General features: G+C 66.7%; 18 protein-coding genes and 2 pseudogenes. 14 read left to right on the top strand and 6 right to left on the bottom strand.

The annotated features are described in order from the left end of the window. From G7007_RS22225 to G7007_RS14635, 3 genes and pseudogenes are all read left to right on the top strand, one after another. Positions 1–221, top strand: a pseudogene (locus G7007_RS22225) (DUF4136 domain-containing protein); the annotation flags it as partial. Between the two features lie 139 nt (positions 222–360). Next, positions 361–831 carry a prepilin peptidase gene (locus tag G7007_RS14640; RefSeq protein WP_181102783.1) on the top strand — a complete coding sequence of 157 codons (471 nt, stop codon included), beginning with the start codon at positions 361–363 and terminating at the stop codon, positions 829–831. 84 nt (positions 832–915) lie between these two features. Then, positions 916–1,704 (top strand): LuxR C-terminal-related transcriptional regulator, encoded by a 789-nt coding sequence (locus G7007_RS14635; RefSeq protein ID WP_375139500.1) that lies wholly within the window; start codon positions 916–918, stop codon positions 1,702–1,704. Positions 1,705–2,061: 357 nt separating this feature from the next. On the opposite strand, the gene pbpC is transcribed toward G7007_RS14635, so the two are convergent. Then, a complete protein-coding gene (gene pbpC / locus G7007_RS14630; protein WP_181102780.1) occupies positions 2,062–4,404 on the bottom strand; it encodes a peptidoglycan glycosyltransferase PbpC in 2,343 nt (780 codons plus the stop codon). Positions 4,405–4,496: 92 nt separating this feature from the next. Between pbpC and G7007_RS14625 the strand changes: the two genes are divergently transcribed. Beyond that, entirely contained in the window at positions 4,497–4,790 is a 294-nt protein-coding gene (locus G7007_RS14625; RefSeq protein ID WP_181102778.1) for a hypothetical protein, read from the top strand. A 54-nt stretch (positions 4,791–4,844) separates the two neighbouring features. On the opposite strand, the gene G7007_RS14620 is transcribed toward G7007_RS14625, so the two are convergent. After that, on the bottom strand, positions 4,845–9,746 hold the full coding sequence (locus tag G7007_RS14620) for an alpha-2-macroglobulin family protein (RefSeq protein ID WP_181102777.1): 4,902 nt from the start codon (positions 9,744–9,746) through the stop codon (positions 4,845–4,847). Positions 9,747–9,901: 155 nt separating this feature from the next. On the opposite strand from G7007_RS14620, the gene G7007_RS14615 reads away from it, so the two are divergent. Next, on the top strand, positions 9,902–11,239 hold the full coding sequence (locus tag G7007_RS14615; protein WP_181102775.1) for an MATE family efflux transporter: 1,338 nt from the start codon (positions 9,902–9,904) through the stop codon (positions 11,237–11,239). Between the two features lie 321 nt (positions 11,240–11,560). Here the strand turns inward: G7007_RS14615 and speA are convergent, their stop codons facing one another. From speA to G7007_RS14595, 4 genes are all read right to left on the bottom strand, one after another. Further along, positions 11,561–13,474: an arginine decarboxylase gene (gene speA / locus G7007_RS14610; RefSeq protein WP_060395053.1), complete on the bottom strand. Its 1,914-nt coding sequence runs from the start codon at positions 13,472–13,474 to the stop codon at positions 11,561–11,563. A 151-nt stretch (positions 13,475–13,625) separates the two neighbouring features. Next, positions 13,626–13,997, bottom strand: a complete 372-nt coding sequence (locus G7007_RS14605) for a translation initiation factor Sui1 (RefSeq protein WP_181102774.1) — start codon at positions 13,995–13,997, stop codon at positions 13,626–13,628. A 189-nt stretch (positions 13,998–14,186) separates the two neighbouring features. Then, on the bottom strand, positions 14,187–14,723 hold the full coding sequence (locus G7007_RS14600; protein WP_181102772.1) for an NUDIX hydrolase: 537 nt from the start codon (positions 14,721–14,723) through the stop codon (positions 14,187–14,189). Further along, positions 14,723–15,790: a DUF2333 family protein gene (locus G7007_RS14595; protein WP_181102770.1), complete on the bottom strand. Its 1,068-nt coding sequence runs from the start codon at positions 15,788–15,790 to the stop codon at positions 14,723–14,725. Before G7007_RS14595 ends, G7007_RS14600 begins: the two co-directional genes overlap by 1 nt. A gap of 1,761 nt (positions 15,791–17,551) precedes the next feature. Between G7007_RS14595 and G7007_RS22670 the strand changes: the two are divergent. The 9 genes and pseudogenes from G7007_RS22670 to G7007_RS14550 all read left to right on the top strand — a co-directional run. Beyond that, positions 17,552–18,064, top strand: a pseudogene (locus G7007_RS22670) (methyl-accepting chemotaxis protein); the annotation flags it as partial. A gap of 367 nt (positions 18,065–18,431) precedes the next feature. After that, positions 18,432–20,216 carry a protein-disulfide reductase DsbD gene (locus tag G7007_RS14585; RefSeq protein WP_181102767.1) on the top strand — a complete coding sequence of 595 codons (1,785 nt, stop codon included), beginning with the start codon at positions 18,432–18,434 and terminating at the stop codon, positions 20,214–20,216. Positions 20,217–20,392: 176 nt separating this feature from the next. Further along, complete coding sequence (gene aroQ, locus G7007_RS14580; RefSeq protein ID WP_181102765.1) at positions 20,393–20,845, top strand: type II 3-dehydroquinate dehydratase; 453 nt, start codon at positions 20,393–20,395, stop codon at positions 20,843–20,845. A 97-nt stretch (positions 20,846–20,942) separates the two neighbouring features. Then, a complete protein-coding gene (accB, locus tag G7007_RS14575; RefSeq protein WP_060395059.1) occupies positions 20,943–21,404 on the top strand; it encodes an acetyl-CoA carboxylase biotin carboxyl carrier protein in 462 nt (153 codons plus the stop codon). A gap of 17 nt (positions 21,405–21,421) precedes the next feature. Next, positions 21,422–22,768, top strand: coding sequence for an acetyl-CoA carboxylase biotin carboxylase subunit (gene accC, locus G7007_RS14570; protein WP_181102763.1), 1,347 nt, complete (start codon positions 21,422–21,424; stop codon positions 22,766–22,768). Between the two features lie 286 nt (positions 22,769–23,054). After that, entirely contained in the window at positions 23,055–23,420 is a 366-nt protein-coding gene (locus G7007_RS14565; protein ID WP_181102761.1) for a type II toxin-antitoxin system RelE/ParE family toxin, read from the top strand. Next, on the top strand, positions 23,398–23,715 hold the full coding sequence (locus tag G7007_RS14560) for a helix-turn-helix domain-containing protein (RefSeq protein ID WP_181102760.1): 318 nt from the start codon (positions 23,398–23,400) through the stop codon (positions 23,713–23,715). The genes G7007_RS14565 and G7007_RS14560 overlap by 23 nt, the downstream gene beginning before the upstream one ends. Before the next feature lie 222 nt (positions 23,716–23,937). Then, positions 23,938–24,816, top strand: coding sequence for a 50S ribosomal protein L11 methyltransferase (gene prmA / locus G7007_RS14555; protein WP_181102758.1), 879 nt, complete (start codon positions 23,938–23,940; stop codon positions 24,814–24,816). A 39-nt stretch (positions 24,817–24,855) separates the two neighbouring features. Continuing rightward, positions 24,856–26,118 (top strand): DUF3426 domain-containing protein, encoded by a 1,263-nt coding sequence (locus G7007_RS14550; RefSeq protein WP_181102757.1) that lies wholly within the window; start codon positions 24,856–24,858, stop codon positions 26,116–26,118. The last annotated feature ends 16 nt before the right edge of the window (positions 26,119–26,134 follow it).

The following is a 26,134-nucleotide window of genomic DNA, read 5'->3' as shown; positions in this document are numbered from 1 at the left end:
GGGGTGGGTACTGGGGCGGCCCGATGTACAACGAGACACGCAGCGTCGACTACAAGGTCGCCACGCTTCAAATCGACCTGTTCGACGGTCGCGACGGCAAGCTGGTCTGACGTGGCAGCGCCGAGCACGTCGTCGACGAATCCGCGTCCGGGCCGCAGGTGCGCAGCCAGGCCATCCAGAAGGAAGTCGGGCAGATCATGGCGCAGTATCCACCGCGTTGATTCGCGCCTGATGTCTCAAAGCCATCGTCTCAGGTTTTTTACATGCCTTGCAGGCTCGCGCCGCCGAAGCGGTCTACCCTGAAAACAAGGCTGCCGTCAGCCTGAACCGATGACCAACCTCAAGCGTGGTACTGGATCGATGCAGAGCATTGTTCTCTTGATGTGGCTGGCCATGTGTACCGAACAGGACATCCGCGGACGTCAGGTGGCCGATACCCTGACCGTCGGCGTCGCCCTGGGCGCCCTGGTCTGGTTGTTCGCCACGGGGCATACCTGGATCGGTGCCTCGGCCAGCGATGCGGGGTGGGGGCTGGCGATCGTCATGGCGATGACGCTGCCGGGGTATTGGCTGGGGCATTTCGCTGCCGGGGATGTGAAACTGCTGGGTGCCCTGGCGCTGGCGACCAGTCATGACTATGTCCTGGGCACCTTCATCGGTGCAGGCATTGCGCTGCTGGTCTGGGTACTGGGGCGCCGTCGTCTGTGGACGGTGCTCAATGCCCGGTTCAAGCAGCGTGTGCGTCAGGTGGTCGAGGGTTTGGGGGACAAACAGCCTTTGGCGCCTTATGTGCTGGTCGGATTCGTCTGGACGGTGCTGTGGTTGTCGTGAATCATGGCTGTGCTGCGGGTCTTCTTGCAGTCACGAGCCGCCCGCCAAGGGCACAGGAGCGTTACCGTCGACAAGGAGTTGAACGTGAGTCCGTGTAGCCATGAAGTGAAAGTCTTGATCGTCCACGATGGCGTGTGCGCCATCGATGCCATGGGTGCCCTGCTCATGCGCGACGGTCATCCCCACATGATTGCCGATAACTCGGCACAGGCCCTGACGCTGTACGCGGCCGACCCCGACATCGGCCTGATCATCTGCGCCGTACAGACACCCAACGCCGAGCACTGGGGCCTGGTCCGCGCCCTGGAGCACGCTGGCGGTTCGCAACGCGCCTTCAGGACCATGCTGATCAGCGAGGCTGACGACACCCCCACCGTGCTCAGGGCCATGCGGGCAGGGTTCGCCGACTATCACGCGCGCCCTCTCGACCTGGACGAGTGGCTGGCGGGCCTGCACCGCCTGGAACGCGAAGTGCTTCAACGGCGCCGGGCCCAGCAGGAAGTCGAGCACCTTGCCCAGCGCCTGCAGGACCTGGGCGATTTCATCGACCACTTGCATCAGGACCTGGAACGCGCACGCGGCGGCAACCTGTCGCGCCGCTCGACCGACCTCGACGTGGACGTGGAGACCGATCTCGACCTGCTGCCGGCCGTGTTCGGCGCCCTGTCGCCCCGGCAGCTGGAAGTCGCCCGTCTGGTGGGCCGCGGCCAGACCAACCACCAGATCGCCTGCGCGCTCGGCATCACCGAGAACACGGTCAAGCTCTACGTCTCGCAAGTGCTGCGCCTGACGCGCATGCACAATCGAACCCAGCTGGCCCTGGCCCTGACGCCCAGCTCGTCACCGGTAAGGCAGCGGTTGACCAATCACTGAGCGCGCAAGCGGCCAGTGACGTTGCCTGCGAGGAAGGTGGCGACGAGCCGGACGCCATCGCGGGCAAGCCCGCTCCCACAGGTGGCTGCTCCCACAGGTTGCTTCAGGCAGGCAGTACAGTTAGCTGCCTCAGATGGACAGCACAATGATGCCCATCGGTGCCTGTTTCCAGCAGGCATCAGCATGTTGGCTCCTACAGGTTGCTGCTTCAGACAGGCAGTACACTGACCCGCACCGGTACCTGTTTCCAGCAGGCAAAAACAGGCTGGCTCAGCATCCTGTGGGAGCGGGCTTGCCCGCGATGGCGGTCGTGATTTCACCTCATCGGTCAAAGGCTGTCTTGCCCTTCACCGACGCTCACTCCCGCACCTCGAACGCCACCCGGGCCGTCTGTCCGCTGTCATCCAGCACACTCAACTCGAACGACCCGACGCGTGTCAGCGCCACCATCAGTTCCTCCTGCCCTGCCGTCTCTCCGACCTGCCCGCCATTCAGGAACCACCAGCGCTGACCGTCGCCACCCAGTGCCGACACGCGCAGACGCAAGGGCTCCCCGCTGGCAGCCGGACGGCGCAGTTGGTCGGCAGGTCGAATACCGACGATCGACAGCGGCGCCGCAGGTGGAGACTGCCGTGGCGGACACGTGGGATCGACCGCTGGCAGGCGTGCGGCACGGCGCTCGGCTTTCGGCAGCCAGGGTTCCACGGGGGCCGGCCACAGCGCGAGGGTACGCGGCGTCGCTCCCGGGCAATCCTCATTGACGCGCAGCCCCTGGGCATTGACCCACAGCGTGTCCCGTAGCCCCAGACCCAGTGGCTGATCGCTGGCCTGCAAGGTCGGCGGTACCGTGCCGTCCAGGGTCCAGGCGAAGCGCTGGCGCCGGCAATTGGGATCGGTGCGCTCCAAGGGCTGGCCCAACGGCCAGCAGATCGCCGCCACGCCGACACTCGCCGGTTTGCGCGGGGCCGGCTGACTCAGGCCGCGCTGGCGATCGCGGTTGCTCAGCAGGTCGTGCACCTGCAGCATGAGCGGCGCCGCCGACGCCAGGCCGAACTGCCCCGGCACGGGCGTACCGTCCGGTCGGCCGATCCACACGCCGATCAGGTAACGCGGCCCGACCCCGATCGACCAGGCGTCACGGAATCCGTAACTGGTCCCGGTCTTCCAGGCCAGGGGAACCGGGGCACTCAGGTCGGCATGCGGATCACGGTCCGGACGCGCCAGGCCTGAGAGGATCCGCCGGGTGATCCAGGCGGCGCCGGGCGACATCAGCCGCCGTTCGACCAGCGGATCCTGCGGCTGAAGGCGGATCTGCGCCGCCTTGCCTTCGCGCGCTAAGGCCGCATAGCCGCCGACCAGGTCTTCCAGTCGGCTACCGACGCCACCCAGGATCAGTGCCAGGTTGGGCTCGGCCAGCGGCGGCAGCGCCAGCGGTACACCGCCCATACGCAGTTGCGCGGCGAAACGCTTGGGTCCATAGGCTTCCAGCAGTTGCACCGCCGGAAGATTCAGCGACAAGGCCAGTGCTGCACTGGCCGATACCGGCCCGCTGAAGCCACTGGAGAAATTCCCTGGCCGATAATCGCCGTACCGCCGCGGCACGTCCTGCAACAGCGACTCGGAATGGATCAACCCATCGTCCATCGCCATGGCGTACAAGAACGGCTTGAGCGTCGAGCCCGGCGAGCGCAGCGCATGGACCATGTCGACATGACCGAAGCGTCGCGCGTCGTCCAAGTCCACCGAGCCCAGGTAGGCGCGCACCGCCATGGTCTGGGCCTCGACCACCAGCAGCGCGGCAGACGTGCGCTCCGGCAGCCGGGCACGCCACCCCAGCAGCAGGTCTTCCAGACGCCGTTGCAATGCCGCATCGAGGGTGGTGCGAATCAGCGGCGGGCTGCCGGGACGGTTCAGGCGTCGGGCCAGCAAGGGGGCCAGCGCGGGCTCCTGGCGCGGCGCCAGCAACAGCGGCTCCTCACGGGCCTCGGCGATGCGCTGGGCTGGCCAGGTGTGGTACTCGGCCAGGCGCTCCAGCACCTTGTCACGGGCCTGCCGCGCACGCAGCGGATGGCGGTCCGGTCGTAGCCGGCTGGGCGCCTGGGGCAGCACGGCCAGCAGTGCGGCTTCGGCCGGCGTCAGATGCTGCGGCGACTTGCCCAGGTACGCCCAACTGGCGGCCGCCACGCCTTGCAAGGTGCCACCGAACGGCGCGCGGTCCAGGTACAGCTGGAGGATCTCGCGCTTGGACAAGTGCCATTCCAGCTGCACGGTGCGCGCCATCTGCCGTAGCTTGCCCGGCAAGGTGCGCGGGTGGGGCTCGAGCAGTCGCGCCACTTGCATCGACAGCGTGCTGCCGCCCGACACCACGCGCCCGCCGTGCAGGTTCAGCCAGGCCGCACGCGCCAGTGCCAGAGGGTTGATGCCCAGGTGGTGATAGAACCAGCGGTCCTCATAGGTCAGCAGGGCCTCCAGGTACAGCGGTGACACCTGCTCGGGGCTGACGGGGTAACGCCACACGCCCTCGGCATCGGCGAACCGCCACAGCGGCGTGCCGTCCTCGGCGACCACCACCCGTGCCAGATCGTCACCTGGCAGGGGCAAGGGCCACAATCGGTCGGCGAGCCACAGCAGGCCCAGCAGCGCCAGCGACGTGCCGACCAGCACGCGCAGCCAACGCGGCACACGCCTCAGGTGACGCATCGGCGCCCCCGGGTCAGGGAACCGAACCGCTCGATCGGCAGCCAAAGTGTGGGCAACGGCAGCGACGCCGGCACTTTCATCAGGAAACGACTATGCATGTAGAAGGCTTTTTCGAATGGCTGGGCCAGGCGCTGGGCGCGTTGATCCGGGTGGTCGTGGACGCGCTCAGCGGCGTGTTCAACGGGCTGGCCAATGCCGGTGGCAACTTCGTCGACGGTCTCTCGCGAACGCTGGGGATGGACACGTCGCTGATCAGCATCCTGGCCTTGATCGTCGGCCTGGCGCTGCTGTACTCGGCGGTGCGTGCCTTCATGCGTGCGTCGGTGATCGCGGGCATCATCTGGGCCTTGCTGGGGGTGTGGGTGCTGAGCTGGGTCGTGCACTGAGGCACGTCCCTGCTCGGGGGCCGGGCCTTGCCGCCCGGCCCCGTCCACCCTGCCTCAACGCCCCTTGATCACCATCGGCGCCGCGGACGCGCCGACCGCTTGCAGGTTCGGTCGGTACATCGACTCCACCTGCGGCGGCGGCACCTGGTAGCTGCCCGGCGTGACCGCGCGTGCCAGGTACAGCAGGTGCGTGGTCTGCTGGGCCTCGAGCTTGAGTGCCGCCACGTAGCGATCGTCGCGGAACTCCTGGTGCACCAGGTTGGCGTTCTGCATCGCGTCACGCCACTCGCGCACGGTACCGCTGGCGTTGTCCAGGCTGGCCGAGCTCTGCGCCAGGTTCTGGTTTTCCAGCTCAAGGCCCGCCGGCAGCAGGTCGACCACCAGGGCATCCGGCACCTGCGTGGCGGCTTTCACCGCCAGGTGGACCAGGACCAGATCGCCACTGCGCAGGTTGCGCAGGTCCAGCGGCTGGCCATTCAGGCCCAGGTAGTCGCGCTGGATCTGCAGGCCATGGCTGCTGGCCGGCGGCGCCTGACGCGGGTAACCGGACAAGGTCAGTTGCTGGTAGAGGGTCTGATCGCTGTCATTGTGCAGGCTCAACGGCGCGGCCAGCTGCGAGCCTTCAAGGGTCAACCCGGAGGCCGCCGGCGTCAGCTCACGGACGTCGTCGCCGGTTTCCAGGCGCGCCTGCCAGTCGCTTTCCGGCTTGCCGAGCAATTGGCGGCCGGCCAGGAACAGCGCGTTGCGCTCCTGGGTCGACAGCCAGGCGTTGCCAGCCAGCGCGTCGGACAACGCGAACAGCCGCTGCTCGACCTGATCGCTGGCCAGCTTGTCTTCCTGAAGCAGCGCCAGGATCAGCGCCTGGTCACGCACCTCGCTGCCATAGTCGGCCATCCAGTCCTGGCCGCGCTTGACGTTCAGGCCGGCATGCAGGGCTTCCTGGGCACGCGGTTTGTCGCCCATGGCCTCCAGCGCGACCGCCAGTTGCACCAGCGGCAACCCGGAACGGGCATCGGCCCGGCGCTCGAACAGGCTGCGCAGGGCACCCAGGGGCGCCTGTTGGCTGCGGGCCAGCACCAGCCCGGCGTACGCCTGGACGGCGAAACGGGTATGGTCGATGTTCTCGCTGTAATCGGCCTCGATCAGGTTGCGTTCCTGCACGTAGCGCAGCAGGCGCTCGCTGGCCTTCTTCAAGGCCTCGGCCGGAACCCCATAGCCCTGGTCGCGCGCGCGCAGCAGGAAGTCGGTCACATAGGCGGTCAGCCAGTACTCCTCATCGCTGTCGGCGCTCCACAGGCCGAAGCTGCCGTTGTAGCGCTGCATGCCCAGCAGGTGCTCGATGCCCATCTCGATCTTGCGCTTGCGCGCCTCGGCCGGTTCGCCCTTGATGCCCAGGCGTTGCAGGCTCTGCGGGTCGGCGTAGAGCGAGGGGTACAGGCCGCTGACGGTCTGCTCCAGGCAACCATACGGGTAGGCTTCGAGGGCACGGATCTGCTCGGCCAGGTTCAAGGGGGGACGGCTGGACAGTGCCAGTCTGGCCTGTAGACCGGCCGGTTCGAAAGCCTCCAGATCGCCCGGCGGCAGGGTCCAGGACTGATCCTTGAGAGCGACGCGGTAGTGCTTGAGCGTGGCGGGGTACGCCGGGCGCACGCCGAGGGTCCAGTGCCGCTCGAAGGCGCCGAACGACTCGCCCGGCAGCGTCAGACCGTTGATGCGTACACGCACCGTGCCCTGACCCAGCCCGCCCTGGGCGTGCACCGGGATCATCAACGTGGTGCGCTGGCCTTTTTCCAGGGTCAGCGAGCGTTGCGCGGCGCCGTCCAACGCCAGCTGCCCTTCGGCGTCGAGCTGCACGCTGAGCTGCTGGGCCTGGCCGGACTGGTTGGCCAGGTCCAGGGCCAGCTGGGTCTGATCACCGCTGGCCATGAAGCGCGGCGCCGACAGCTCGGCGATCAGTGGTGCGGCGACCACGGTGGTGGCTTCGGCCACACCGAACTGCTCGTCGCTCCAGGCCTGGGCCATCAGCCGCAGTTCGCCGTTGAAGTCCGGGATGTCCAGCGAGACCTGACCTTCGCCCTGCTCGTTCAAGGTGACGGGCAGGCTCTGCAGGGCAACGATGTTGACGGTCGTGTTGGGCCGCTTGCCGCCCTTGGCCATGGCCGCGTCGCCACCGAACGCCAGGCTGGCCAGGCGGCCCTGGCCAGCCTCGATCAGTTGACCATAGATGTCCAACTGGTCGGCGCCGTAGGCCTTGCGCCCGAACAGGCCGGTGAACGGATCCGGCGTCTTGAACTCGGTGATGTTGAGGATGCCGACGTCCACCGCCGCCAGCAGCACGTGCACCTGCTTGGGCAGCGTGCCCTCGGCCGTGCTGGCCTTGAGCTTGACGGTCAGCGGCTGCTTGGGGCGCATCTGCTGCGGCGCCTGGAGGGCCAGGTCGAGCTTGCGCTGCGCCCGGGCCAACGGCAGGTGCAGGATGCCCACGGCACGCTTGGGCGTGGCATTGGCCTTGCGCTCACCGGGGCGGATGACCAGCGCGCTGACGTACAGATCGTGCCGAGCCCAGCTCGGGTCCAGGCGCACATCGAAGGTCTTGCCTTCGGCAGGAACGTCGATCGGCTCCCACCACAGGGGGCCATCGCTGGATTCGACCATCAGGTAGCCACTGCCGGCGGCCGGTGGCGTGACGGTGACCTTGGCGGTCGCGTCATCGGCGTACGCCGGTTGATCCAGCGCCAGCTTGACCTGATCCGGCCGCACGGCGCCGCCTTCGGCGTTGTCCTGGGCGCGGTAGCCGGCCCAGAATCGTTCGCTGGTCACGATGCCGGTTTCCGGGTCCTCGACTTCGACGCGGTAAGGGCCCCATTCGACCTGGAAGTCGACCTTGGCGGTGGCACCGGCGGCCAGGTTGACGGTCTGCTCGCCTTCGTCGAGGAATTTCTCGTTGTAGGCGTAGCTCCAGCCGTCGCTCTGGGAGTAGTTCCAGTAGTAGTCGCGGCGCTCACGGATCAGCCGGACCTTCAGGCCATCGACGGCCAGCTTGTGCCCGTCACGGTCGGCCACCAGCACTTCGAAGCTGACCGGCGCGTCGCTGTCGGTTTCCTCACCGTCGAACAGACCGCGTACCCCCGGCAGCCGCTCGGCTGGCCAGATCGGCTGCTCCAGGCGGCGAGTGATGGGGCGACCGCCCGACTCTTGCAAGCTCGCCTGCACGGTCAGTTGCAACGGCGAACGTGCTTCGGCCCAGCGGCTCTCGATGGCCAGGGTGGTCTTGCCGGCCTGGTCGAGGGTGACTTCGTCGAGTTCCAGGTCCTGGCTGAGTTCGCTCTCGGTGACCGACCCGAACTGGTAGCCCGGCAGCGCCTTGACCGCCTCGCGCAAGGGCCGCAGGTAGGCCTGGCCACTGAGCCGGTTGCCGGCGGCCGGTGCGCCATAGAGGTAGCGTCCTTCGACACGGACCTTGGCGGTCTGCTCCGGGCTGATCGGCTGCTCGCTGCCCTTGAGGTTCAGCGCCAGGCGCTCGGGCAGGAAGTCTTCGACCAGGAATTCGTGCACTTGCTTGCGCCCGCCGCCCAGGTCGAACAGCAGTTGCCAGCGCCCGGTCGGCGCCTCGTCGGCCAGTTGCAACTGGTACTGGTACAACCCGCTGTCGCCGGCCTCCCAGACGAACTTGCGGCTGACCTGCTCGTCGGGGCGGCGCACTTCGACGCTGACCGGTTGGGCCTTGACCGGCTTGCCGTCCTGGTCGCGCAGCAGGCCGTTGAGCAGCACCGTCTCGCCAGGGCGATACAGGTCACGCGGGCCGAACACGAAGAACTGCAGCGGGTTGGACGGTGGCCCGGCGATGTCGAACTCGGCCAGGTCCAGTGCGGCGCTGTCCAGGCGCAGCAGCGTGGTCTCGCTGCCCTGGGTGGCGATCAGGGTGTTGGCCTTGGCCGTGATCGGCAATTGCGCATGGCCGTCACCGTCGGTCTTGGCCTGGGCCAGCCTCTTGCCCTTGTCATCACGCACCTCGATGTCGACGCCGCTCAGCGCCTTGCCACCCTCCAGCGCCTGGGCGAACACGTCCAGGCGGTCACGGTAGCGGTGCGCCGACAGGCCGATGTCGCTGAGCGTGAACAGTGTCGCCGGCTGCGAATAGTCGTAGGTGCCGGCTGCGCGCATCACCGCCAGGTAGACGCCCGGAGCCTGCAGCGGCTTGATCCCGGCGATGGGCAGCAGCACGGTGTCGCGGGTGTTGCGCGGCGAGTCGAGGTCAAAGCGGCCGCTGTAGACCAGCTCGGCCAGGTCCAGCAGCTCTTTGGACTGGTAGTACTCCAGGCTGCTGTTGCGTCCCCAGTTGACCAGGAAGGTCGAGAGCGTCTCGGGTTTGACGCGGAAGAACTCGACGTCCACCTTGTCCACGTTCAACGCGATCACCGGCAGCCCTTCGGCCAACCGCGTCGGCAGCAGCGAGCCACGGCTGGCGAAGCCGACGGTCGGTTGCATGTCGCGGGTCTCCAGGCGCGTCACCGATTCCTCGGCCAGGCGCTTGCCAGTCACCGCCAGCAGGCCCGGCTCGACGGTCAGCACCAGCTTGCGCTGAGGCTCCAGGTGCCGCAGGCGCAGCTCCATCTGGTTGTCGGACAGCTCCCAGGCGCCGTCGACCTTGCCCTTGACCGTGTCGACCAGGTGAACCTTGGCGGCGAAGTCCTGATTGGCGTCCAGCGGGGCCGTGAAGCTGATCGACAGGGCGGCCGCGCCATCGAGCTGGATTTCCGAGGCGTCCGCCACGGTCAGTTCGCGGTCGGCGTAACGCTTGGCCAGCACCGCCAGGTCCTGGCGCACGGGCGCCTTGGCCTGGGCGGGTGCGGTAGCGTGCGCGGTCGGCGGCGCTGGCGGCGCGCTCGATGAACCACTGTCGCAGGCGGTCAGCAACGCCAGCGCACAGGCCAGTAACAATCCTTTGTCCAACATGGAGGGCAACTCTTCGGCAGGGAGGTCGTGAGGGCTGCCATCATAGCGCACCTGTGGCCGCGCGTAGCGCTCGACTTTCGCCTAGCGGCAGACGGCAGGCCCCGTGTTCCGTGGCCTGTCGACCGGTATACTGGCGCCTCGTCACAGGAGCCTGCATGTCCGTCACATCCCACGACTGGCGCCATCGGCGCACCCACCGCCAGGTCTGGGCCCTGGCCGCACCCATGATCCTCTCCAACGTCTCGGTGCCCCTGGTGGCGCTGGTCGACAGCACGGTGGTCGGGCACTTGCCCCATGCCCATCAGCTGGGCGCCGTGGCCGTGGGCGCGACCCTGTTCACCTTCATGATCGGTCTGATGACGTTCCTGCGCATGGGCGCCACCGGCTTCGCCGCCCAGGCGGCCGGGCGCGCCGACGGCGATCACCTGCGCCAGGTATTGGCCCAGGGCCTGCTGCTGGCGCTCGTGTTCGCCGGGCTGCTCGGCAGCCTGGCACTGCCCTTCAGCCGTCTGGCCCTGCACGTGATGCAACCGAGCGCCGCCCTGGGGCAGGCCACCGAGGCGTTCTTTCACACGCGCCTGCTGGGCCTGCCGGCGGCACTCGCCACCTATGCGCTGGTGGGCTGGTTCCTCGGCACACAGAACGCTCGTGCGCCGCTGGCCATCCTGTTGACCACCAACGCCCTGAACATCGTCCTCAATCTGTGGTTCGTCCTGGGCCTGGACTGGGGCGTCTTGGGGTCGGCACGGGCCTCGGTGATCGCCGAGTGGAGCGCGGCGTTGCTGGGCCTGGCCCTGACGCGACCGGCGCTGCGAGCCTACCCTGGACGCCTGGCCTGGGCCACGCTCGGACATTGGTCGGCCTGGCGCCCTTTGCTCAGCGTGAACCGCGACATCTTCGTGCGCAGCCTGGCGCTGCAGGGGGTGTTCCTGCTGATCGCCCTGCAAGGCGCCCGACTGGGCGAGGCGACGGTCGCGGCCAATGCCTTGCTGCTCAATGGCCTGTTGCTCACGGCCTATGCCCTCGATGGCCTGGCCCATGCCGTCGAAGCGCTGTGCGGCCATGCCATCGGCGCACGTGACCGCACCGCGCTGCGCCGGTCCCTGGTGGTCGCCTGTGGCTGGTCGTTGATCGTCAGCCTGGGGTTCGCCATGGTCTTTCTGCTGGTCGGGCCTGTGTTCATCGACCTGCAGACCGACATCGCCGCGGTGCGCGATGCGGCTTATCCCTTCCTGCCCTACCTGGCCGTGCTGCCACTGGTGGCGGTGTGGAGCTACCTGCTGGACGGGCTGTTCATCGGCGCCACCCGCGCGCGGGACATGCGCAACGCCATGCTCTTCAGCGTGCTGCTGATGCTGCCGGCGGCCTGGGGGCTGAGCGGGTTCGGCAACCACGGGTTGTGGCTGGCATTTCTGGGATTCATGGCCGTGCGGGCGCTGAGCCTGGGGTGGCTGGGCTGGCGGCTGGCGCGACGTGGGGCGTGGGTGGGGTAAGGCAAGGTTCGCAGCTGATCGGCGGACTCCAGGCCCAGTCGCCGCTGCATCGCGGGCAGACCCCACAAAAGGCTGAACCATCACGCTGCTGTCTGCTTGAAACAGGTGCCTGTGGGAGCTGGCTTGCCAGCGATAGGGCCTGACCAGTCGCCGCCTGCATCGCGGGCAAGCCCCGCACTGCGAGGAGGGCAGCCTGCCAGATCAACGCTGCAAGTCCGAGCAGTACCCCCACCTGCCGCCCATGAAAAACCGCAGCTCAAGGCTGCGGTCCGAAGGCATCGCGGTCAGGGGACGGACCGGACAAGCGGCAGCCCTGCCCTGTCAGGAAGACAGGTAGGACGACCGCGTCAGGCCCAGCCGCAAGGCGTCCAGGTACTGCGTACGCTCACGCGCGGTGATGCGGGCGCTGGCGACCTTGTCGCGGTAGTGGGTCATCAGCTCTTCCGGCGACAGGTGCACGTAGCGCAGCATGTCCTCGATGGTGTCGTGGGTCTCGATCCCCGCGTGGTAGACGCTGCCGTCGGCACGCTGGTAGATGTTCACCGAGTCGGTGTCACCGAACAGGTTGTGCATGTCACCGAGGATTTCCTGGTAGGCGCCCACCAGGAAGATGCCCAGCAGGTAGTCCTCGCCCTCGCGCACGGCATGCACCGGCAGGCTGGTCTCGATGCTCTGCTCGTCGACGTACTGGTTGATCTTGCCATCGGAGTCGCAGGTCAGGTCCTGCAGCACCGCGCGGCGCAGCGGCTCCTCATCCAGACGGTGCAGCGGCAGGATCGGCAGCACCTGGCCGATCGCCCAGGTGTCGGGCAGGCTCTGGAACACCGAGAAGTTGCAGATGTACTTGTCGGCCAGCTTGTCGTTGAGTTCGTCGAGCACCTGACGGTGCGAGCGCTGACGCGCCTTCAACGAGTTGTACAGGCGCCGGCAGACGGCGTAGTAGCACTGCTCGGCCAGGGCTTTCTCGGCCAGCGTGACCTTGCCATCGGCATACTGGGCCGCCACGTCGCCGATGTAGTGCGTCGCGCGCCAATAGGTCTCGGTGACCATCTCGATGTCGGTCGGCCCCAGCAGGTCGACCAGCCACTGCACGGTCTCCGGCAGGCTGTCGCGGTTCTCGATCAGCGGCATCTCGTCGTTGTGGCGCTCGACGTCGGTGACCTGCACCACCAGCATGGCATGGTGCGCCGTGAGCGCCCGGCCGCTTTCGGAGAAGATGTGCGGGTGTGGCAGGCCCTGCGCGTCGCAGAACTCCTTGAGCATGCCCACGACCACGGCCGCGTACTCGTCGATGTCGTAGTTGATCGAACTGGCGTTGCGCGAATGGGTGCCGTCGTAGTCCACGCCCAGGCCACCGCCCACGTCGATGTGATCCACCGGCAGGCCCAACGCGCGCAGCTCCCCGTAGTAGCGGATGGCTTCCTTGAAGCCGTGCTGGTAGTCGGCCAGGTTGGCGATCTGCGAGCCCATGTGGAAGTGCAGCAGGCGCACGCCCTGGTCCAGGCCGGCGTCGCGGAAGCGTTGCACCACCGACAGCAGCTGCGCGGCCGACAGGCCGAACTTGGACTTCTCGCCGCCGGTGTCGGCCCATTTGCTCGAGGCCAGTGACGACAGGCGCACGCGCAGGCCGACCTGTGGCTTGACCTTGAGGTCGTTGGCCTCGTCGATCACCAGGGCGACTTCGGACTCTTTCTCGATGACGATGAACACGTTGTGACCGAGCTTCTGGCCCATCAGCGCCAGGCGGATGAACTCGCGATCCTTGTAGCCGTTGCAGACGATGGTGCCGCCCTTCGGCGCCAGGGCCAGCACCGCCAGCAGTTCCGGCTTGGAGCCGGCTTCCAGGCCGATGGAGACGTTCTCGGTGGCGATGATGTTCTCGACCACGGCCTCCTGCTGGTTGACCTTGATCGGGTACAGGGCCGTGTACTGGCTCTGGTACTCGAGCCGCGCGATGTTGGCGTCGAACGCACCGGTCAGCTGGCGCACCCGGTCCTGCAGGATGTCGGGGAAGCGTACCAGCAGCGGCAACGACAGGCCGCTCGAACGCAGTTGCTCGACCTGCTCGTACAGGTCGATCGGCGAGCTGTCCGGACCATTGGGACGCACTTCGACACGCCCGGCCTCGTTGATCGCGAAATAACCGGCGCCCCAGTGGCGGATACCATAGACACTGCGGCTGTCGCCCACGGTCCACTGGCTGCCATCGTCTTTGCGTGTGCGTCGTACGGACATTCAAGTCCCCTATAAGAAAGTCGAAGACACGGCGGGCGAAACCCTCGGCCCACCGTGCAGAAACTGAAAATGACGAGTTCCCGTGTCAGGAATAGACCCTGCTCACCGGAGCGAGTTTAGAACCGGCCTGGCAAAAAGCCTGTGACAGCGCTCAGCCGCCGGACTTCTTGGCCTTGAATCCCTGGCGGATCAGCTCGGCCAGCAGCAGCTCGACGTGATCGCCCTGGATCTCGATCACGCCGTCTTTCAGCGCGCCACCGGTCCCGCAGCGGCGCTTGAGCGCAGCGGCCAGGTCCTTGAGCTGGTCGGGTGGCAGCGGTACGCCGCTGACCGAGGTGACGGTCTTGCCGCCACGCCCCTTGGTTTCACGGCGGACCCGGGCGATCCCGTCGCCTTCGGGGATTACCGCCTGGCCGCAGATGCAGGCATCGAGGGGCTTGGCGCAGGTCGGGCAATGGCGCCCGGCGTCGGTGGAGTACACCAGACCGCCCAGGGCGGCGAAGGATGAGGCTTTCTTGGCCACTTTTGTGCCTCTTGCTGAGGACAAAAAATGATCGACCCCTGGCACCAGGATCGACCGCGATGCCCCACTCTGGCAGGGGCGGCGCTACCGTCGCATGCAGTGCGTCGGCCCGAAAAGGTCGCGCAGTGTACCCAGATTGCGCGCGCTTGCTAAGCCGGGAATGCGCCATTTCCTGAAGCTGTCGCGACGTCAGCCACGCCGGTCCAGCACGTGCTGCAGCGCGACCAGAGAATCGGGGCAGTAAGGCTGCCAGCGGCAGTCGGTCGCGACCTGCGCCAGACTGAGAAAGCGCGCCTCGCTGACCTCTTCGGGCTGCAGCCGCAACGGGCCGTCCCAGGTCGCCGAATAGACCGCGCACCACACCCGGTTGCCGGGCTGGTCGAAGAAGAACGTGTCGTGAAACTGCAGCGCAACACCACTCACCCCCAACTCCTCGCGCAACTCGCGCGCAGCCGAATCGTCGTAGTGTTCTCCGGCGCCGACCATGCCACCGGCTGCCACGTCCCAGTAGCCTGGGTAGATCGCCTTGCTCAAGGTGCGTCGGTGCACGCACAGCTCACCGGCGCGGTTGAACAGCAGGATGAAGGTGCAGCGGCCGATCAGCCCACGGGCACGCAACTCGGCACGCGGCAGGCTGCCGAGCACCTGGTCGTGCTCGTCGACCCAGGCGATGGACTCGGCGTCGGAAGCCGCCCGGTGGGCGGCTTCACGGGCGGAGGGTGTCATCAGCCCTGGGACAGCAGCTGACGCAGGTCGATGACCGCGGCGTTGGCGCGCGAGATGTAGTTGGCCATGACCAGCGAATGGTTGGCCCACATGCCGAAGCCGCTGCCGTTCAGCACCATCGGGCTCCACAGCTGTTCCTGGGAGGCTTCCAGCTCACGGATGATCTGGCGCACGCTGACGGTGGCGTTCTTCTTGGCCAGCACGTCGGCGAAGTCGACTTCGATGGCACGCAGCAGGTGCGACAGCGCCCAGGCCTGACCACGGGCTTCGTAGAAGACGTTGTCGATCTGCAGCCACGGCGTCTCGACCACTTCCTCGTCGACCTGCGGCGCCTGGCCAGCGACCACGGCTTCGGTCTTCAGGTTGCTGTTGAGCTTGACCCGACCGACGCTCGCCGACAGGCGCTGGGACAGTGAGCCCAGACGGGTGGCGACGTCGCCCAGCCAGTTGTTCAGGTTGTCGGCACGGGTGTAGAAGATCGCGCCCTTGTCGCCCGAGGCCAGGCGCGCCTGGTAGCGGCTCAGCGACTGGATGCCCTCGCGGTATTCGGATTCGCTCGACGGCAGGATCCAGCTCTTCTGGTCGAAGTTGAAGCGCGGCTCGGCACGGGCCAGGTCGGCGTCTTCGGTGGATTGCGACTGCGAACGGGCGAAGTCCTTGCGCAGCGCGCGGGACAGGTCACGAACCTGAACCAGCACGCCGTATTCCCAGCTCGGCATGTTGTCCATCCACAGCCCAGGCGGGAAACGGTCGTTGCTGATGTAGCCGCCTGGCTTGGTCAGCAGCGTGTCGGCCACGGTCTTGAGGGTTTCGATGGTGGTGTAGCCCACGACCATCTGCTGGTTGTTGCGCTGCGCTGCCGACTGGGCGTTCTGCTGCACCGGGAACAGTTCCGGCTCCTGGCTCCAGTACCAGCTGAGGCCAATGCACACCAGCAGGTAGAGACCGATCAGGATGGCCAGCGCCTTGCCCCACAGGCCGCCGAGGTAGGTACGGGTGGCGGTGCCCCGGGCATCCACGCGCTCGCGCGGCTCGGCTTGGCCCTTTCGGTTTTTCCAGTCCAGCATGGCAGTGTCCTTTTTAGTCACGACGATTCAGGGGCTTGGACCACGCGCACCGGCCAGGGTGCCACGGCAAGCATGGCCGAACTATAAAGCAAGCGTGCCCAGGAACATAAGCGGCAAAGGCCTGCCGCGCCTGCGGGTCGCTGCCGCATCGGGCGGCGTCGTTTCCACGAAACGCCCCCGGTGTTCGGCGCTGGCCGACGCCCCTGGCGGCCAATAGCCACTTCTTCTTGGAGTGCTGTGCATTTCGTCATCACAGCGTCACAGAAACGCCCTAGGTTCAGCGACCTATCGTTGACTCCCAAGGCAGAGACGGCAATGCGTCTGAAATGGCTGACCAACCTCACGACCGTGCTTCTGCTGGCTGTCTGCCTGGCCTTGGCGGCTACCTTGTGGTGGTCGCAGCGTGCCCTGGAGCAGCCCTATCAAGGGATGGAGCGCTACCTGGCCCTGTCACAGCAGTTCCAGAACCAGGTCGTCCGAGGCGTCGAGGCCTACCAGCACACGGGCGATGCCGTTCGCCATGCGGCGGCCATGGAAGCTGCCCAGCAGGCATCGACCAGCCTGGACGACTGGCCCGCCTCACTGGCCGACCACGTGCGACCGAGTCTCGAGGCGCTGCACAGGTTCATGGGCGGTGAGCTGCTGGCCGCCGGCAAGCTCGCCGGCGACCCGCAGGCCTTGCTGTTGCAGGCCGAACGCGAACTGGGTGCCACGCTCGAACAACTGATGAATTATGCCCGCGACGGCGGTACGCCAGGCGAAGCGTATCGCGCACCCCTGCTCGAGGCCATCTTGCACCTGGGTCGACTGTCGCTGGCGCGGGACAAGCTGGTCAGCAGCGGCCGTGCCGAACTGGCCGAAGACGTCGTGCGCGAGGTGGCGCTGGTCCGGGCACAGGCCGAAGTGATCGACGGGCTGCCGCTGCTGGGCGTGACCCGCGCCAGCGAATCCGGCGCCGACGACTTTGCAGCGCTGATGGGCCTGCACAGCCAGGCCAGCGTTCGGCAAGAAGACGTCGCCGTGCCGTTGAAGCGTGAGCTGCTGAGCCTGCTCAACCGTTACCCGGCCGAGCTGCAGCGCACCCGTCAGCAGATCGAGCAGCGCACGGTCCTGACGGTGCGCACCACGCAACTCATCGACGACGTGCGCCAGGCCCTGGCGACGCTGGAACCGGAGGTCCGCGCCCAGCATGCGCGGATCCAGGGCGACGTGCGGCTGATCCAGGGCCTGATGATCGCCTTGATCCTGGGCATCGCCTTGCTGGTGGATACGCTCCAGCGGCGCCTGGTCCGTGTGCTGACCCGTCTGGCGCCGGCCCTGTCGCGCTGGGCGGAAGGCGACTTCGGCCAACCGATCGACCTGGGCAGGAGCCACCGGGAGCTGCAGGCCATCCAGGGCTCGCTCAACCGCCTGCGCGATTACCTGCTCGACCTGGTCGCAACCTTGCGTCATCAGGCCGAGCAGGTAGCCGACAGCAGCCATGCCCTGGCCGGGGTGAGCAGCGCGCTGCACGCCGGTGCCGAGCGCCAGGCGGGCGACACCGGGCAGATTCGCGACGCGCTGGGCGCGCTGGAGGCGACCATCCAGCAAGTGGCCGGTGATGCCCGTGCGGCCGCCCACGCCAGTGGCGACGCCGGTCAGGCCGTCGAGCAGGGCCAGGTGGTGATCGGCCAGAGCCTCGAAGGCTTGCGCTCGCTGGTCGACGAGGTGCAAGGCAATGCCCAGGCCATCGAGCAACTGGCTGAAGAGTCGGCAACCATCGGCAGCGTACTCACGGTGATTCGCGCCATCGCCGAGCAGACCAACCTGCTGGCCCTCAACGCCGCCATCGAGGCGGCTCGGGCAGGGGACATGGGGCGCGGTTTCGCGGTCGTGGCCGACGAAGTCCGCTCGCTGGCCCAGCGCACCACCGGGGCAACGGGCGAGATCCAGGCGCTGATCGATCGCCTGCACGTGGCGGCACAGCGGTCCGTGCACGGCATGCGCGCCCAGCTTGTCCGCGCCGAGGCTACGGCCGGGCAGGCCCAGGCAGCCGACCAGGCACTGGCGCGAATCGTCGGTGCGATCGGCACCATTGCCGACACGGCGGTACGCATCGCCGAAGTCACCGGGCAGCAGACCGGCGCGGTGAGCGAGATCCGTGGCCACAGCGAACGTATTCATCGCCTAGGGGAAGACAACCTGCAGCGCATTGGCGAAGGGCGTGAGCAAGGCGAGCATTTGCTCAGGCTGGGTGGGGCGCTGAATTCGGCGGTGTTGGCGTTCAAGGTCTGAGGCCGGCATCGTGGTGACGGACTTTGTGGCGGCCCCTGCCGGGGCGCAGGACCGGCCGCGAGTAGGCGGCGTTGTGCCTGGTTGGCTCAGGTAGACACCTTCTGTGGGAGCAACTGTCTTTTCTACTCGGTACATGCCCGACCGCATGCGGCGCCTGGCAGGGCCCTATCGCTGGCAAGCCAGCTCCCACCCTGACCTCTGCAGCCATCCATGTAGTCATGGCTGCGCAAGCAGCTTGTGGGAGCCGGCTTGCCGGCGATGGCGTCCGCGAGGTCGATGCCGGTCGGGGAGTCCGCCCGGCTACGATGAGCCCCGCGACCGCCAGACTTCGCTATCATGCGCCCACGTTCCACCGTGCGAGACCACCATGCGCCGCCTGTTCTTTCTGCTGCTCCTGTCGCTGGCCCTGCCTGTCTGTGCCGCCGGCCTGCTCGACAACCGCCCCAGCGCCACCTTGGGTGCCGCCTCCCAGAGCGGTGCGGACTTCCTCCCGGTGCGTGAAGCGTTCGCGCTCAGCCGGGTCGACAGCGATGACCCGCAGACCCTCAAGCTGCGCTTCGTCGCCAGCGAAGGGTATTACCTCTATCGCCACCGCCTGCAATTCAAGACCGAACCGGCGGACATCGCCCTGGGCACCCCTCGCCTGCCGCCAGGCGAGGCCAAGCACGACGAGTTCTTTGGCGACGTCGAGGTCTACCATGGCGTGCTCGACGTGGAGATCCCGCGGCCGGCCGACGAGACGCGTCCCTTCACCCTGCTGGTGACCTACCAGGGCTGCGCCGACAAGGGCCTGTGCTACCCGCCGGAAACCGAGCGCCTGACGATCGACGGCAGCGCAGGCACTACGGCCACGCCGCCCGCTGTACCGGCCGAGGGCTGGCGCTGGCGTTCGCTGGCCCTGTTCTTCCTGGCCGGCCTTGGCCTGACCTTCACCCCCTGTGTCCTGCCGATGCTGCCGATCCTGTCGGGGGTGGTGTTGCGCGGTCAGAACGGTGGCCTGCGTGGTCTGAGCCTGTCGCTGGCGTTCGTGCTGCCGATGGCCGCCTGCTTCGCGCTGCTCGGCGCGCTGATGGGCGTGTTCGGCGCCGGCCTCAACCTGCAGGCGCGCCTGCAGTCGGCCTGGGTCCTGGTGCCCTTCTCGCTGTTCTTCGTGGTGTTCGCCCTGGCCATGTTCGGGTTCTTCGAGCTGCGTCTGCCACGGCGCCTGAGCGACCGTCTGGACCAGATCGCCCACCGTACCCAGGGGGGTTCACTGCTCGGTGCGGCGGTGCTGGGGGTGCTCTCCAGCCTGCTGGTGTCGCCTTGCGTCTCGGCGCCGCTGGCCGGTGCGCTGCTGTACATCAGCGCCAGTGGCGATGCCATCGGCGGTGCGCTCAAGCTCTTCGCCCTGGGCCTGGGCATGGGCGCTCCTCTGGTGCTGATCGCCGCAGGTGGCGCCGCCTGGCTGCCACGCAGCGGCCCCTGGATGGGCACGGTGAAGAACGCCATCGGTGTGCTGCTGCTGGGCCTGGCCATCGGTCTGCTCAGCCGCGTGCTGCCCGGCCCGCTGACGTTGCTCGTCATCGGCCTGCTGGCGGCCGGCGTGGCGCTGTTCCTCGGCACGCTGGAGTTCGGCAGCAAGACGCCTGTGCAGCGCCTGGCGCAACTGGCTGGCCTCTGCCTGCTCTTTTATGCGCTGGTCTGCTGGTACGGCGCCTTGAGCGGCCAGAGCGATCCACTGCGGCCTCTGTCCACGGCCACGTCAGCGGCCAGCTCCACCCAAGCGCAGGCCGCTGCGCAGGACTGGCAGACGGTAGAGACCCCCGAGGCCCTGGCGGCCGCCCTCGCCCAGGCCAAGGCCCAGGGGCAACCGGTGGTGCTCGACTGGTACGCCGACTGGTGCATCAGCTGCAAGGTGATCGAACGCGACGTGCTGACCGACGCTGCCGTCAAACGTGGTTTGCAGGGCTTCAGCCTGGTGCGCCTGAACATGACCCAGAGCACCGCAGCGCAGCGGGCGTTGCTCGACCGCTATCATCTGTTCGGCCCGCCTGCATTATTGTTCTTTGCAGCGAACGGCAGCGAACTGACCGCCGATCGGGTGATTGGCGAGATCAATGCCGCCGAATTCGCTGCGCACCTGCAGACCCTGCGCACGCACCTCGCCCTGTAACCGCCCGTCCGGCAGGGATTTTTCACCTGGAATGACCAAAGCCGTCATTCCGGTCACATACTTTCCACGATTCTCGGGCAACGTGCGGGCTATTGCCGGGAACTGGACAGTCGGTGCCGCTTGCGGCATAGTCGCCGCGCTACGTCGACTTGCCCTACACGATCAAGGAACTGCGGATGGCGACCTTCCTGGTGCTGCATGGCCCCAACCTGAATTTGCTCGGGACCCGTGAACCCACGGTCTACGGTGCCACCACCCTGGCGCAGATCGACCAGGGCCTGGTGCAGCAGGCGCGCGCCGCCGGTCACCACCTGCTGCACCTGCAGAGCAACGCCGAGTACGCACTCATCGAGCGCATCCATGCCGCGCGCGACGAAGGCGTCGACTTCATCCTGATCAATCCGGCTGCCTTCACCCACACCAGCGTCGCATTACGTGACGCGTTGCTGGCGGTGAGCATCCCATTCATCGAGGTGCACCTGTCGAACGTGCACAAACGCGAACCGTTCCGTCACCACTCCTACTTTTCCGACGTGGCGGTGGGCGTGATCTGCGGCCTCGGCGCCACCGGCTACCGCCTGGCGCTGGAGTCGGCGATGGAGCACCTGGCTGCGCGCGTACAGCCCTGATGCCACACGACCCCGGCCTTGAAGGGCCTGGGTCTCAAGAAACGTCTTCGCTACGTTTTCAATTCAATCCCTGACCAAACTTGGGAGCTGCTGCTCAATGGATATCCGTAAAGTCAAGAAACTGATCGAGCTGCTGGAAGAGTCTGGCATCGACGAGCTGGAGATCAAGGAAGGCGAAGAGTCCGTCCGGATCAGCCGTCACAGCAAGACCCCAGCCGGTCAGCAGTACTTTGCCGCCCCTGTCGCCGCACCGGCACCTGCCGCTGCGCCAGCACCCGTCGCTGCCGCTGCACCTGCCGCCGAAGCCGCCGCACCTGCCCTCAAGGGCACCGTGATCCGCTCGCCGATGGTCGGTACCTTCTACCGCAAGCCGTCGCCGACCTCGCCGAACTTCGCCGAAGTGGGCCAGACCCTGAAGAAGGGCGACACCCTGTGCATCGTCGAAGCCATGAAGATGATGAACCACATCGAAGCCGACATCGGCGGCGTCATCGACGCCATCCTGGTAGAAGACGGCCAGCCGGTTGAGTTCGACCAGCCGCTGTTCACCATCGTTTGAACCGCGGAGAGCCTCCGATGTTGGAAAAAGTTCTGATCGCCAACCGCGGCGAAATCGCCCTGCGGATCCTGCGCGCGTGCAAGGAGCTGGGCATCAAGACCGTCGCCGTCCACTCCACGGCCGACCGTGAGCTGATGCACCTGGGCCTGGCCGACGAGTCCGTGTGCATCGGCCCGGCGCCGTCCAAGGATTCCTACCTGCACATCCCGGCGATCATCGCCGCGGCCGAGGTGACCGGCGCCACCGCCATCCACCCAGGTTATGGTTTCCTTGCGGAAAACGCCGACTTCGCCGAGCAGGTCGAGAAATCCGGCTTCGCCTTCATCGGTCCGAAGGCGGACACCATCCGCCTGATGGGCGACAAGGTGTCGGCCAAGGACGCCATGATCAAGTCGGGCGTGCCGACCGTGCCGGGTTCCGACGGCCCGCTGCCGGAAGACGAAGAGACCGCGCTGGCCATCGCCCGCGAGGTCGGCTACCCGGTGATCATCAAGGCCGCCGGTGGCGGTGGTGGTCGCGGCATGCGCGTGGTGCACAAGGAAGAGGACCTGATCTCCTCGGCCAAGCTGACCCGTAACGAAGCGGGCGCTGCGTTCGGCAACCCGATGGTTTACCTGGAGAAGTTCCTGACCAACCCACGTCACGTGGAAGTGCAGGTCCTGTCCGACGGCCAGGGCAATGCCGTGCACCTGGGCGACCGCGACTGCTCGCTGCAGCGCCGCCACCAGAAGGTTCTCGAAGAAGCGCCGGCCCCCGGCATCGACGAGAAGGCCCGCCAGGAAGTCTTCGCCCGCTGCGTGCAGGCCTGCATCGAGATCGGTTACCGCGGTGCGGGGACCTTCGAGTTCCTGTACGAGGACGGCAACTTCTACTTCATCGAGATGAACACCCGTGTGCAGGTGGAGCACCCGGTGTCGGAGATGGTCACCGGGATCGACATCGTCAAGGAGATGCTGAGCATCGCCGCTGGCAACAAGCTGTCGTTCACCCAGGACGACGTGGTCATCCGCGGTCACGCGCTGGAATGCCGGATCAACGCCGAAGACCCGCGCAAGTTCATCCCCAGCCCAGGCACCGTCAAGCACTTCCACGCGCCAGGCGGCAACGGCGTGCGGGTCGATTCGCACCTGTACAGCGGCTACACGGTTCCGCCGAACTACGACTCGCTGATCGGCAAGCTGATCACCTACGGCAAGGACCGCAACGAAGCCATGGCGCGCATGCGCAATGCCCTGGACGAGATCATCGTCGACGGCATCAAGACCAACGTCCCGCTGCACCGGGACCTGGTGCGCGACGAAGCCTTCTGCAAGGGCGGCGTCAACATCCACTACCTCGAGCACAAACTGGCTGACCAGGCGTGATCGACGGGTAGGCGTCAGGGCACCTCGTCCTGGAGCGTGAGGCTGTTCAGCTGAACAGCGCGCGTCCAGGCGAGGCGTTTCGAAAAATCCGGTACCAGGCTCTGGTGCCGGATTTTTTTATGGCTGTCTCTTGGCAACCCTATTCGACTGATGCCCTGGCAGGAGTGGCAGCTTGTCTGCAATAAACGCGATCATTCCTGCTTCGATCGATCGCTACCCACCTAGAACTGTTTTTGACAGGTATAACACCTGGTGGTACATTTGATCGCCAGGAGGACCTCTACCGATGAAGGTGTTCAAAACCAAAGCGTTTGCTACTGCGGCAAGGAAAGCTGAGATACCTGATGGCGAGTTATGTAAGGCGATCCAGGAAGTCATGAAGGGACAAGGCTCTGACCTAGGCGGTGGCGTATGGAAAAAACGGTTGAACGAAAATCATCACCGGTCAATCATTCTCGCTAGAGGTAGAGGATACTGGGTCTATCAGTTCCTGTTCGCCAAACGCGACATGGACAATATCGGCAAGAGGGAGCTGCTTGCATTCAGAAAACTGGCAAAGGTCTACGAGGTCTTGAGTAGCGAGCACATCAACCTTCTGCTCGATCAGAAGGAATTCGTGGAGATCTGCAATGACGAAGACATTCAAAAGTGAAGCGCTAGCATCCATTCACGATTCCGCACGTGCATTGCTGGCCATTGGCGCCATCGACAAGGCCACCATGCGTGAATTCGATGAATCCTGCATTGCAGCAGTGCCTGAGATTGGGGCTGCGCAGATCAAGCAAATCCGCCTGCGCAGTCACGTCAGCCAGCCCATTTTCGCGCGGTACCTGAACACCAGCCCATCGACCGTCAAGCAATGGGAGACCGGTGAAAAGCGCCCAAGCGGCATGGCCCTCAAGCTGCTGGCTATTGTTGAAAAGCACGGTATCGAAATCTTGGCCTGATCTGTCCGGGTTACCCATAACCCCGGTGCCCTCAGGCATGAGAGGGGGCTTTGTCGTGGGATGTGAGCCGCACTTCAACTCAAGTGGTCTACGGCCTGTGTGGGGCCGCTAAGCCGACAGCCCCCTACTCTACTCCTGTGCACAAACCCCCTGCACTCAAGTAGACTGCACGCCTCTGGCAGCCTGGCGCTGCCCTTCTCGAATCTGTCACAGGTACCCGCCATGCCCTGGCTGCAAGTACGCCTGGCCATCAGCCCGGAACAAGCCGAAACCTACGAAGATGCGCTGCTGGACGTCGGCGCCGTCTCGGTCACCTTCATGGACGCCGAGGACCAGCCGATCTTCGAGCCAGACCTCAACACCACGCCGCTGTGGAGCAACACCCACCTGCTGGCGCTGTTCGAAGCCGACACCCCGCCCGACAGCGTGTTCGCGCACCTGCGCCTGCTGACCGATGCCGAGCTGCCCGAGCATCAGGCCGAGGTGATCGAAGACCAGGATTGGGAGCGCAGCTGGATGGACAACTTCCAGCCCATGCGTTTCGGCCGGCGTCTGTGGATCGTGCCGAGCTGGCACGAGGCACCGGACGCCGAGGCGGTGAACCTGCTGCTCGACCCCGGCCTGGCCTTCGGCACCGGCACGCACCCGACCACGGCGCTGTGCCTGGAATGGCTCGATGCGCAGGCGCTGGACGGTGTCCAGGTCCTGGACTTCGGCTGTGGCTCGGGGATCCTGGCGATCGCCGCCCTGCTGCTCGGTGCCCGCGAAGCGATTGGCACCGACATCGACGTGCAGGCGCTGGAAGCCTCGCGCGACAACGCCGGGCGCAACGGCATCGCCGACGCGCGCCTGAGCCTGTTCCTGCCCGAGCAACTGCCGGCCCTGCACGCCGACGTGCTGGTGGCCAACATCCTGGCCGGCCCCCTCGTCTCGCTCGCGCCTCAGTTGTCCGGCCTGGTCCGTCCCGGTGGCCTGCTGGCCCTTTCCGGTATCCTGGCCGAGCAGGGTCAGGAGGTCGCCGACGCCTACGCAGAGGCCTTCGACCTCGACCCGATCGTCGAGCGCGACGGCTGGGTTCGCATCAGCGGCCGTCGCCGCTGATCCCTTGGCCTTGCACCCCAGCAGACTCAGGACCGGCGTATGAGCGACAGCTTCGTCACCCAGTGCCCGCATTGCCAGACACGTTTTCGCGTCACGCATCATCAGCTCGGCGTGGCCCGAGGGGTGGTGCGCTGCGGCGCCTGCATGCAGATGTTCAATGCCGCCAAGCAGCTGCTCGAGGCGCATCGCACGCAGAGTGAGGCCGCCGAGCAGTCCGTTCAGGCACCTGCCCTGGACGCGCCGGCCCCGGTGACGTCCGCGCCTGCCCAGGCGGTGGTGCCGGCCCACTGGACCCACAGTACGCTGGACGAGGTCGACCTCGACGAGGAACTGGCGCGCCTGGAACAACGTGACCAGCCAGCCGAAACCCGTGCGCCACGTCAGGCGGCAAGCCTGCATGCTCGACGCGATGACCCTCGTGCCGAACCCCAGGACGAACGCCCGTTCGGCACGGCATCGGACGACACTCACGAGCCGGTCCATGCCACACTCGAGCATGACGACGCCTCGCCCCGCGAGGTGCCGGCCCTGCTCGAGCGTGACGAGCCGACCCTGAGCCTCGACGCCGCCGTGGACACGACGGTCGATGCCGACCAGCCCCGGCTCGGCGACCTGCGCGACACCGCAGAGCCCTCCGTGCCCCTGGGGTCGCTGTCGGCGGTGGACATCACGGAAACCGACGGTCGGCTCAGCGCCCACACTTTCTCCCCGGATGATGCAGACCGCATCGAGCCAGGCTTGGGCCAGCCCCTACGCAAGGAGCCGTTGATCCACGTGATCGACGACCCGCTGCGCCTGGACTGGCAGAAACCCAAGCCCAACTGGCGCAAGCGCATCCTGTGGGGCGTGCTGAGCCTGCTGGCCCTGGCCGGGCTGGCGCTGCAATACGTCGTCTACCACTTCGACGCGCTTGCTCGTCAGGACTCGTACCGCCCCCTGTTCCAGAGCCTCTGCCCGGCCCTAGGCTGCCAGGTACCGACGCGGGTCGACATCGAACGGATCAAGAGCAGCAACCTGGTGGTGCGCAGCCACCCGGACTTCAAGGGCGCGCTCATCGTCGACGCGATCCTCTACAACCGCGCGCCGTTCGCCCAACCGTTCCCCCTGCTCGAGCTGCGCTTCGCCGACCTCAACGGCCAACTGATCGCCAGCCGCCGCTTCAAGCCCACCGAGTACCTCAGTGGCGAACTGGCCGGGCGCGGCGACATGCCCAGCCAGACGCCCATCCACATCGCCCTCGATATTCTCGACCCTGGGCCCGCCGCGGTGAACTACAGCCTCAGCTTCCGTTCGCCCCAGTGAGTGACAAGCTGCAAGC

The sequence above is a fragment of the Pseudomonas entomophila genome (assembly GCF_013523125.1).
Classification (GTDB): domain Bacteria; phylum Pseudomonadota; class Gammaproteobacteria; order Pseudomonadales; family Pseudomonadaceae; genus Aquipseudomonas; species Aquipseudomonas entomophila_B.
Note: the sequence above shows the minus strand (reverse complement) of the source record. Positions and strands in the feature narration are given on the sequence as shown.

Bases quoted from the DNA above. Each gene is read 5' to 3' on its own strand.
- G7007_RS14585 (WP_181102767.1), top strand. From the start codon at position 18,432: ATGCGCCGCCTGTTCTTTCTGCTGCTCCTGTCGCTGGCCCTGCCTGTC.
- G7007_RS14600 (WP_181102772.1), bottom strand. From the start codon at position 14,723: ATGACACCCTCCGCCCGTGAAGCCGCCCACCGGGCGGCTTCCGACGCC.
- G7007_RS14640 (WP_181102783.1), top strand. From the start codon at position 361: ATGCAGAGCATTGTTCTCTTGATGTGGCTGGCCATGTGTACCGAACAG.
- G7007_RS14625 (WP_181102778.1), top strand. From the start codon at position 4,497: ATGCATGTAGAAGGCTTTTTCGAATGGCTGGGCCAGGCGCTGGGCGCG.
- aroQ (WP_181102765.1), top strand. From the start codon at position 20,393: ATGGCGACCTTCCTGGTGCTGCATGGCCCCAACCTGAATTTGCTCGGG.
- accC (WP_181102763.1), top strand. From the start codon at position 21,422: ATGTTGGAAAAAGTTCTGATCGCCAACCGCGGCGAAATCGCCCTGCGG.
- G7007_RS14550 (WP_181102757.1), top strand. From the start codon at position 24,856: ATGAGCGACAGCTTCGTCACCCAGTGCCCGCATTGCCAGACACGTTTT.
- speA (WP_060395053.1), bottom strand. From the start codon at position 13,474: ATGTCCGTACGACGCACACGCAAAGACGATGGCAGCCAGTGGACCGTG.
- G7007_RS14615 (WP_181102775.1), top strand. From the start codon at position 9,902: ATGTCCGTCACATCCCACGACTGGCGCCATCGGCGCACCCACCGCCAG.
- prmA (WP_181102758.1), top strand. From the start codon at position 23,938: ATGCCCTGGCTGCAAGTACGCCTGGCCATCAGCCCGGAACAAGCCGAA.
- accB (WP_060395059.1), top strand. From the start codon at position 20,943: ATGGATATCCGTAAAGTCAAGAAACTGATCGAGCTGCTGGAAGAGTCT.
- G7007_RS14620 (WP_181102777.1), bottom strand. From the start codon at position 9,746: ATGTTGGACAAAGGATTGTTACTGGCCTGTGCGCTGGCGTTGCTGACC.
- G7007_RS14560 (WP_181102760.1), top strand. From the start codon at position 23,398: ATGACGAAGACATTCAAAAGTGAAGCGCTAGCATCCATTCACGATTCC.
- G7007_RS14595 (WP_181102770.1), bottom strand. From the start codon at position 15,790: ATGCTGGACTGGAAAAACCGAAAGGGCCAAGCCGAGCCGCGCGAGCGC.
- pbpC (WP_181102780.1), bottom strand. From the start codon at position 4,404: ATGCGTCACCTGAGGCGTGTGCCGCGTTGGCTGCGCGTGCTGGTCGGC.
- G7007_RS14565 (WP_181102761.1), top strand. From the start codon at position 23,055: ATGAAGGTGTTCAAAACCAAAGCGTTTGCTACTGCGGCAAGGAAAGCT.